The organism is Nostoc sp. (assembly GCF_036916575.1).
GTDB lineage: Bacteria > Cyanobacteriota > Cyanobacteriia > Cyanobacteriales > Nostocaceae > Nostoc.
In genome coordinates this window covers 1-8,984 of record NZ_JBALGC010000062.1, presented here as the reverse complement: position 1 = coordinate 8,984, position 8,984 = coordinate 1, and the positions used below count along the sequence as shown (strand labels likewise).

General features: G+C 39.8%; 7 protein-coding genes and 3 pseudogenes. 4 read left to right on the top strand and 6 right to left on the bottom strand.

Annotated elements, in window-relative coordinates:
• Positions 1–115: 115 nt before the first annotated feature.
• Both V7L29_RS14010 and V7L29_RS14005 read right to left on the bottom strand, forming a co-directional pair.
• A pseudogene (locus tag V7L29_RS14010) lies at positions 116–957 on the bottom strand (IS5 family transposase).
• A 36-nt stretch (positions 958–993) separates the two neighbouring features.
• A pseudogene (locus V7L29_RS14005) lies at positions 994–1,170 on the bottom strand (four helix bundle protein); the annotation flags it as partial.
• 182 nt (positions 1,171–1,352) lie between these two features.
• Here V7L29_RS14005 and V7L29_RS14000 point away from each other — a divergent pair.
• Together V7L29_RS14000 and V7L29_RS13995 are read left to right on the top strand one after the other, a co-directional pair.
• Positions 1,353–1,949, top strand: coding sequence for a ribonucleotide-diphosphate reductase subunit beta (locus V7L29_RS14000; RefSeq protein WP_334735863.1), 597 nt, complete (start codon positions 1,353–1,355; stop codon positions 1,947–1,949).
• 164 nt (positions 1,950–2,113) lie between these two features.
• On the top strand, positions 2,114–2,593 hold the full coding sequence (locus V7L29_RS13995) for a ribonucleotide-diphosphate reductase subunit beta (RefSeq protein WP_334735862.1): 480 nt from the start codon (positions 2,114–2,116) through the stop codon (positions 2,591–2,593).
• 30 nt (positions 2,594–2,623) lie between these two features.
• Here the strand turns inward: V7L29_RS13995 and V7L29_RS13990 are convergent, their stop codons facing one another.
• The gene (locus V7L29_RS13990; RefSeq protein WP_334735861.1) at positions 2,624–2,836 is read right to left on the bottom strand and encodes a phage integrase N-terminal SAM-like domain-containing protein; all 213 of its coding nucleotides are present in this window, start codon (positions 2,834–2,836) and stop codon (positions 2,624–2,626) included.
• 563 nt (positions 2,837–3,399) lie between these two features.
• Here V7L29_RS13990 and V7L29_RS13985 point away from each other — a divergent pair.
• The gene (locus tag V7L29_RS13985; protein WP_334735860.1) at positions 3,400–4,647 is read left to right on the top strand and encodes a hypothetical protein; all 1,248 of its coding nucleotides are present in this window, start codon (positions 3,400–3,402) and stop codon (positions 4,645–4,647) included.
• Here the strand turns inward: V7L29_RS13985 and V7L29_RS13980 are convergent.
• Positions 4,636–4,983: a hypothetical protein gene (locus tag V7L29_RS13980; RefSeq protein WP_334735859.1), complete on the bottom strand. Its 348-nt coding sequence runs from the start codon at positions 4,981–4,983 to the stop codon at positions 4,636–4,638. The genes V7L29_RS13985 and V7L29_RS13980 overlap by 12 nt on opposite strands.
• A gap of 415 nt (positions 4,984–5,398) precedes the next feature.
• Here V7L29_RS13980 and V7L29_RS13975 point away from each other — a divergent pair, with 415 nt between their 5' ends.
• Positions 5,399–6,169, top strand: coding sequence for an Rpn family recombination-promoting nuclease/putative transposase (locus V7L29_RS13975; protein WP_334735858.1), 771 nt, complete (start codon positions 5,399–5,401; stop codon positions 6,167–6,169).
• Positions 6,170–6,296: 127 nt separating this feature from the next.
• Here V7L29_RS13975 and V7L29_RS13970 read toward each other — a convergent pair whose 3' ends face one another.
• Both V7L29_RS13970 and metE read right to left on the bottom strand, forming a co-directional pair.
• Positions 6,297–6,677: a DUF4346 domain-containing protein gene (locus tag V7L29_RS13970; RefSeq protein ID WP_334735864.1), complete on the bottom strand. Its 381-nt coding sequence runs from the start codon at positions 6,675–6,677 to the stop codon at positions 6,297–6,299.
• A gap of 153 nt (positions 6,678–6,830) precedes the next feature.
• Positions 6,831–8,965, bottom strand: a pseudogene (metE, locus tag V7L29_RS13965) (5-methyltetrahydropteroyltriglutamate--homocysteine S-methyltransferase).
• Positions 8,966–8,984 lie beyond the last annotated feature (19 nt).

The following is an 8,984-nucleotide window of genomic DNA, read 5'->3' as shown; positions in this document are numbered from 1 at the left end:
TTGACTTCCATCTTTATAAGGCTTTCCACTTCAATCTTCCCCACAGACCGAGAATGAATACCAGCAGCATCGGCTAACTCAAACTGAGTTAAATTAGACCTCTTGCAAAAGTCATTTAAGCAGATTGAGTTTTGGGGAGACGAAGCTCATAGTTGTACAAACCAGCTATGAGATTAAATCTCAAAGCAAATCTTTTTCGACGATTGCGATAACGGTCAGACAAAATTTTAAATATTTTCAGTTTTCGATTGATATGCTCACCCACAACTCGAACTTTAGCTAACTCTTGATTACTTTTTTTCTCTTCACGGTTGAGTTCACCACCTCTAGGTTTCTTTTTTGGTATTCGGCTCTTGGCATGAAGTTTATGAATTCCTTGATATCCTTTATCACCCAAGCATTCAATATCTTTTCTTAACCTAACTTTACTATTTTTGAAAATACGAAAATCATGCTCTTTTCCCTTACCATGTGCGGTACAGAGGATTTCTCCAGTACTTTGGTCTACGACAACTTGAGATTTTAATGTATGTCTTTTCTTTTTACCACTATAGAACTGTTTCTGTTTTTTTTAGGACGTTCTATCGGCCTTTCCGTAACATCCACTACCACTACTTCTATCTGATAATTTTGGTAGGAAAGCTTTTTCTTCCCAGGAAGCGAAAATTCTCTTGAACTGATGAGAATATCTTCGATTTTTCTAATGATACGATATGCTGTTGACTCGTTGACTCCCTAAGATTGGCCAATATGAAAATAGGTGCGGTACTCCCTCCAATACTCCAATGTCATCAACAATTGGTTTTCTAAGCTCAGTTTACCTGGTCGCCCTGTTTTCAGCTTTGTTTTTGAACGTAATCTCACTACCTCTGTCATCTGAGTAAAAGTCTCAGGATGCACACCACACAAGCGTTTGAATTCTTCCGGTTTGAGATTTTTTACCTTTTCGTAGGTCATAGATGTAAAGAAAGTTCTAACCTACTTGTCCCACGCTCATGAGACTTTTGCAAGAGGTCTAATGAGCTGGGTTTCAAGTTCCGCCAAAGAACCGAGAGCGATCGCTATAAATCGAAGGAATTCTTGTGTTGAATCTCTAGCATAACCTTCTGCCAAATTTGATGGGATCGATACTGCCGCCCGTTGCATTTGGCTACTCAAACTATATGTTTCAGACTTAGGAAAATCTCATGTTAATAGATAAACTTGCATGGTCAAACTTATACCCAACTGCCAAACTTTCAAATCCCGATAACTATTAATTATCATAGATGCTGAGTCAGTGTATATATCTTTTTTAATCCTACTCCCTACTCCCTTTCAACTATAAAATGTATCAACCAAGACAATCATTAATGTCAATTAATCCCGTTTTTAATCCGAACGGGAGTGATAATACAGCAAACCGTTTAATATGGTTTGGGGAGACTACGAACTTAATGCAATTAAATGATGTTCGCTATTCGTGGGCTGTATCTCTCTACCGTCAAATGCGAGAGAACTTTTGGATTCCCGAAAAAATAGACATTACTCAGGATGTAACAGATTACGCCAATCTCACGCCTGGAGAACGACGTGCATTTGATGGCATCCTCAGTTACCTGACTTTTCTCGATTCGGTGCAAACCTGTAATGTGCCTCATATTAAAAACAGTATTACCGCACCAGAAATTGCATTGTGTATGGCAGAGCAAATTTCCCAAGAAGCAATGCACAATCAGTCTTATCAATACATCATTGAAACAGTGATTCCGAGCGATCGCCGCACACAAGTTTATGATTTTTGGCGGAGCGATGCCTGCGGCGGGCTACGCCTACGCATTCTCAAAGAACGATGCGAATTCATTGCTGGATTATACCAAAAGTATGTCGATAACCCGACACCAGAGAATTATTTCGTATCGCTGTTGGCGGATTATTTGTTAGCGGGACTTAGACAAAAAGTAGCCTGAAAAACCCATCAAACCTATATATAGAAAGGCTTTGACATCGTTTTATCTGTTTTCTTGATATATCTGGGTTTCAAGCGTTTTTGAGCCTTTGGTGTATTTCTCTTGTCCTGTATAGGTTTGAGGCTTGTTTTTGCCTCAAAAATGTTTAAGTCCCGTTAGAAGGATTGTACTTCTATAACGGGTTTATATTTTTCTACAATCTCTCTTCACGGATGCTGATGTCTGGGAGTGCCGATATTTTTAGAATGATTAACCGAGATGAACTTTCTCATGTGCGACTGTATCAAAAATTGATTCCAGAAGCGATGCAAATTTTCCCTCACAGCCGCGAACAAATCTATGAAATGTTTGCTGTTGCCGTCGAGCATGAATGCAAGTGGACAGCACATATTGTCGGAGATGATATTTTGGGCATTACAGCCAACAGCACAGAACAGTATACAAAATATCTGGCAAATGCTCGCTTGAAGGCGATCGGTTTAGAGCAATTATGGACAGAAGCTATCTACAAGAAAAGCCCCTATGCTCACTTGGAACGTTTTTCCGATACCAAGAAAGAAGCTCACACGAAAGCAAATTTTTTTGAGGCGAGTGTAACCAGTTATGTTATGTCCTCTAGTATTGAAGGTTGGGATGATTTTTAAGAGAGGTTTATTATTGGTTTAGATGTAGAGTTACGTTGATGCAGCCACATTTTCATTCACTGCAAGATGCGTTAAAAATGCTTCGATTTCTGCACTTCCCATATCTTTAGGATGACGCTTATCATGATAAAGGATATAACGTCTAATCCAGTAAATATAAGTCTTCTCTGTTTGGTAAGAATAGTGCTTAAGTCGGATAACATCTTGCACTTGTTCTAGCAGTTTCTTAGGACGTTGCTCCATAGAATGTGTTATACAGAAAAATTCCGTTTAATACTCTAAACAAGGATGTTATACGGAAAAATTCTTGATAACAGCAAGGGATATACGGAAAAATTCCATATAATCCTCCCGTGAAGGGTGGTTATACGGAAAAATTCGGTATAATACCCAAATAATGGGGTAAAAAAGAAGTTTTCCGTATATTTCAGACAGGAGTTAGTTGTAATGCTTGAATATATTAGGATTGATAAAAGATTATACGGAAAGTTTCCGTATAATAAATAGTTAGACCAACTGAAGGTTCTTCAAGGCAAGATGAGATATCTTGAGTGTATGGACAAACAAAACTCTGGCATTACTAGAATTAATTTTATGTAAATGGTTCTTCTGACTTGCTGACAAAAGAGTATTACAAGATACTTTTTATTCTCAACCGAATCTCGGAATCTTCGGCTTGGATAGTAACTTTTACTTAATGGTTCATTTTCAGAAGAGCTGACAAACCCAAAAGTTTCCAGTTCTTTCTTGAATCGTAATATAAGCACTATTTTTACCTTTAGTTTATTTGGGAGAAAATTGAAGAAATGGAAGCCATATCATATTTGAAGGAAATCCAAGAAACATTACTATCTATTCGTTACGGCCAAGACTTTCCTACTCTATTAGAGGCGGAAGAAGAATTCTGTAAAGGTATGGGAACACGAATCAGAAGGGAACGGCAAAGACGAGTATTCCATTCTATAATTTCATCGAAAAGTACTCTTCCAGGCAATGAAAGCTTCAAGGATATCGCTTTAAATAGTGAAGAATATAAAAACATTATTGGAATAATGATGAAATCTGCGGAACAAGCTGACAGTAAAATTGAGCGTGCATTGCTAGAGAATCAGTACACAGAGTATGAAAGCCCAGCCTTTATCAGAGTCATAAACAACGCCAGGTTGATAGCAATGCCAACAGTTCAAAAACTGGCAGAGAAGGCAGGTCAGGGATTAGAAAAACTAGACTCTACGGTATTCGGGACAGTTCATAATACTAACTTTAATGCATCTGCAATTAAAGTACCCGATTCAGATGAACACATAATATTATTCAATGTAGGAATGCCATTTTTTCTTGCAAGAATTGCAAGGATTTTAATGCGGCTTCAAGCTTTAGTGCCTATAGAAAAATATGTGAAAATAAATTTTCAATCAAATGATTGGGAGCAAGCATATCGGGATCTTGTAATATCTGTTCTTGAAGATTGCGAGTATGTTTATCTAACGCAAATGCTCATTGCCTCAGTTTTTGAATATTATGGAATCAAATCAGATTTTTTTTATGATCATGAGATTTTTGATTCCGGTGAAAGGATTATTGCTGAAATGTTAGCAATTTCTGCAGAGGTATTTGTAGTCGGTCATGAGTTTGGGCATATTATTGATGGTCATTTAGATGAACTTCAAAATTTGCGTGGGGTTGTTCCAGATAAAAATATAGAAATGATCAGTAGATCACATTCACAGGAATATATAGCTGATATAGTGGGTAACGGAGTGGTTACCACTGTATCAGCTTCACTTGAGGGTCCTCTACAAGACTATTTCTTGCAGGGAGCTCAATTCTTCTTTTACTGCAATTTTATATTGGAGTCATTTACGAAATTTCTGACCCCTGAAATCTCTTTCCCTGATACGCATCCTTCAACTGTAGAAAGAATGAGAATGGCTCTAAATTTCTCCCTAGAAACTGCAGGTGATAAGGTTTTAGGGCAGGCAAGAAAAATCCATATCGATACAGAGTGTTTGTTGAGTGCCGCGTTTAAAGTATTAAATCTGCTAGCAACATAGTGACTCATAACCTTCTTTGACGATCAATGCACTCACTGTCAGAGGTGAAACTCCTATTGTGATACCGGCAATAAGGTCTCCGATAGCAAGAATTAAATCTACTCGCTGTTCTTGCTTCTCATATTTCTTAAATAGATCTTTTATGTTCTGATTGTTGCAAATTGCGGATTGAAATTGGCTTCTTTTCTTTTTCATCCACGCACTAGCTAAAGCGAATAACGTATCCCTGTCGGAGGGAAGTGCTTGTTTTCCTCCCAGTTCTCTGCCTATTTCCAAATATAGTGAATATGCATCTAGCTCATCAAGTTGCTTTGCTTCTAAGTTTTTATTTTCCATAAGTTCATTCCTCTTAGGTGTTTCGCCTGATGTTCATTATTGTAACAATAGCTTGTCCTGATATAACTAGCCTAAGACTTGCCTGGATACGATTCAAGAAACTTCTAGAACGAAGGCTATTGCTTATAGTAAGGATTGTTTACAGGCTAAACCCGTGGTCTAACACGTCACGGCAGCGGACGGGCAAAAGCTACTTGTGGGGTACCAAGGTTATCTGCCGCCGCTGCGTTTTGCCGTTAAGTCATCAAAAGTGTATCTAATCGTATACGTAGTCTTGTCCTTTCACCAATACCAATTCTGTTCGCTGCTCATTAAAATGGTTGAATAGTTGTAGCGATCACCCCACCACAATTGTTCATCAAACGTTAGATTTACTGAAAATCAAATCGGTATAATCAGTTGTACAATCTCTCCCATGTATGACGATACCTGCCGATTCCTTGCCGAACAATTCTCGGCCGACTTCGCTAGTTGGCTGTTAGGAAAGCCTGTCACGATGACAGAACTCAAACCCTCTGAACTCTCCCTCGATCCGATTCGCGCCGATGCCCTAATTTTGCTGGAATCAGACGAATCTGTTTTGCATCTCGAGTTTCAAACACTTCCCAAGAAAAATATTCCATTCCGTGTTTTGGATTACCGCGTGCGAATGTATCGCAAAGATCCAAGCAAACCGATGCGGCAAGTTGTGATTTATCTGAAGCAGACTAACTCAGAGTTGGTTTATCAAACGAGTTTCACAATGGAACGCACACGCCATGAATTTGATGTGATTCGGTTGTGGGAGCAACCTGCCTCACTGTTTTTGCAATATCCTGGACTATTGCCCTTTGCTACACTGGGACAGACTGCAAATCCAGCAGAGACATTACGCCAGGCGACTACAATTGCCGATAAGATTGAAGACCCAGCGATACAGGCGAATCTGATAGCGGCTTCGGCAATTCTGGCTGGGTTAAGATTAGAGCAAGACGTAATTTATAGTCTAGTGCGGAGAGACATCATGCAGGAATCTGTGATTTACCGTTCGATTCAGGAAGAAGCAGAGGCAAAAAAACAGAGAGAGATTGCCAATAATTCTTTACGAGAAGGTTTTCCAGTTGAAGTTGTTGCTCGTATTACCGGATTATCGATTGAGGAAGTCCAACAACTTCAACAACAACTGAATGAGTCTCCACAAAATTAGCCCCAACTGTATGGCGATGGGCTACGCCCCACCGGAGGCAATCGCGTCATAACAAAAAGGTTATCGGTGTTGTCGCAAAAGCGATAGGCAACCCATCAATCGCACCGTTAAATCATCACAAGCGTATTCAATCCTGTACGTAGTCTTGTCCTGTCACCAATGCCAATTCTGCTCGCATAAACTCACGTCCCAAGTAAGCCGCATGATCCAATCGGCTCACTGGTGAAGGTTTTGTTGACTCAAACAGTTGAATGCAAATTTCTTTAGCAGTTCTTCCTGTAAAGGTAGCAGTTGGTTGTCGTTCCACTTTGACCGTTGCAGGAATGGGTTTTCCGGTTTCTGGATCGACAGCCAATCCTTGCTCATTAACTTCATTGGTAAAATATTTCGCGCAAATTAAGCCTGCTTCCCGATCTAAATAGATAATGAAGTAACCTGCCGGATCGAGTTCTAAAAATCGCTTGGATAGTTTGTCGTCAATTGCTGTAATTGTTTCTACTGTTACGATCGTCACGTTTAAACTCCAATACAAAAAGCACCGCACAGACGCGGAGAACGCACAAAATAGTGTAGGTAATCAGGCTTTATTATTGAGTGAGTTCAATAATAAGCCTCTTGCTAAAGTTTTAAAGCACTCTCAGACCTTAGTCTGGGGCTATTGCTATCTCCCAGTTGCATTTGCTTCCTTCCGCAAGACTTTTGTCGCTTCCACCATATTTTTTAAAGCTGGAACTACTTCCTCCCAACGACGAGTTTTTAAACCACAATCTGGGTTCACCCAAATTTGTTTTACGGGTAAATTAGCAACTCCAGTCCTCAACTGCTCTAAAATCTGTTCAGTTGTCGGGACAACAGGACTATGAATGTCATAAACTCCATTACCAACTTGATGTGAATAACCACCTTCTGTAATTTCTCGTAGAGTTTGATTGTTGCTGCGACTATTTTCAATCGAAATCACATCAGCATCTAACCGTTCAATATCTTTGATAATGTCACCAAATTCGCAGTAACACATGTGAGTGTGGATTTGGGTTTGGGGTTGAGCTACTGCTGTCGCCAACCGAAATGCATCTACAGCCCAAGAAAGATATTCACTCCACTGTTGAGGCTTTAGAGGTAAACCTTCACGTAGCGCTGGTTCATCTACTTGAATTACCTTTGCACCAGCAGCTTCCAAATCTGCTACCTCATCCCGCAGTGCTAAAGCAATTTGAAAAGCTTGTTCTGACCTGGAAACATCCGTCCGGGGATAAGACCAATTTAAGATCGTCACAGGGCCTGTTAACATCCCTTTTACAGGTTTTTCAGTCAATGATTGAGCTACTTTAAACTCACGTACCGTCATTGGCGTAGTGCGAACTACATCACCATAAATAATTGGTGGACGGACATAACGGCTACCGTAGCTTTGCACCCAGCCATTTTCAGTGAAAGCAAAACCTGATAATTGCTGTCCAAAAAATTCCACCATGTCGGTGCGTTCAAATTCACCATGTACTAAAACATCTAGCCCTAATTCCTCCTGTAGTTTAATGCTCTCGGCTATTTGAGCATCAATTGCAGCTTCGTATTCTGACTGACTCAATTCATCCCGTTTATAGCGGACTCGAAGTTGGCGAACTTCAGAAGTTTGGGGAAAGGAACCAATTGTGGTTGTTGGGAACAGCGGCAGAGTCATTTGGGAATCCAGCCGCAATCCATAGGATAATGAGCGTTGAAAATCATCAGTCTTCAGAGCTTTCAGTCTTTCTTGAACTGACTGATTGGCTGGACTAAACTCCTCGAATGTACTCCAGGTTGACTCTATAAATTCTTGCTCTGTTTTAGTGTTGTCACCTTTTATTGTTCGAGCCAATAAAACCACTTCTTGAAGTTTCTGTTCGGCAAAACTCAAGACATTACGTAGCTGTGATGGTAATTGTTTTTCTCGTTTGGCATCGTAGGGAACGAACTGTAAGGAAGCAGATGGTTGAATATCTAGAGATGTTCCATGTAAGGTCTCTACAACCTCTTGTAATAGAGGAACAACTTTTTCTGGACGAACTTGCCAAATATTTCTTGCATCTATAATCCCTACTCCTAGTCGCTTATTTTGCGGGAAACCGTGAGTTTTGATTAACTCTAAGTTGCGTCCGCGTGTCAAGTCTAAGCTAATAGCAGTAACTGGTAAATCTATTACCCAAGGATATGTTTCACCTAAATCATCAAAATAAGTAACTAAATGCAAAGATATTCCTACTGCATCTAGCGAATTATAGACAGTTTGAAATTTTTTTTCCAGGAATTAGCATCACCTAAAACAAGTGCTGGCTCATGTATTTGCACTTCTGCTATTCCTAGATTCTTCAGTTCTATAAGCAGGTTCAAGTAGAGTGGCAATAGCTTTGATACTGCCTCGTCTATATTTAATTCCAGTCGGCTCAAACGTAGTAGAGTGCAAGGCCCCAACACTATGGGAATTGCTTTTTTCCCTAATATATTTTGAGCGCGAGACACGGTTTCTATAAAGTCGCTGAAATCAGCTGGTAATATATCTGTTGCAATTTCTGGGACAAGATAATGGTAGTTAGTATCGAACCACTTAGTCATTTCCAAGGCTGGAATTCCTTCTTGACCCCGCGCCATCGCAAAGTAGCGTTCTAACCCACTAAATTGCTGAAATCTTTGAGGAATTAGCCCAAAACGAAATATCCAATCAAGTACATGGTCGTAGAGAGTTGTATCTCCAATACCAATGCGGTCAATTCCTGCTTCTAGTTGGGTTTTCCAGTTAGATTCTTCAACTTGTCGCACTGTTTGCAGTAATGATTCT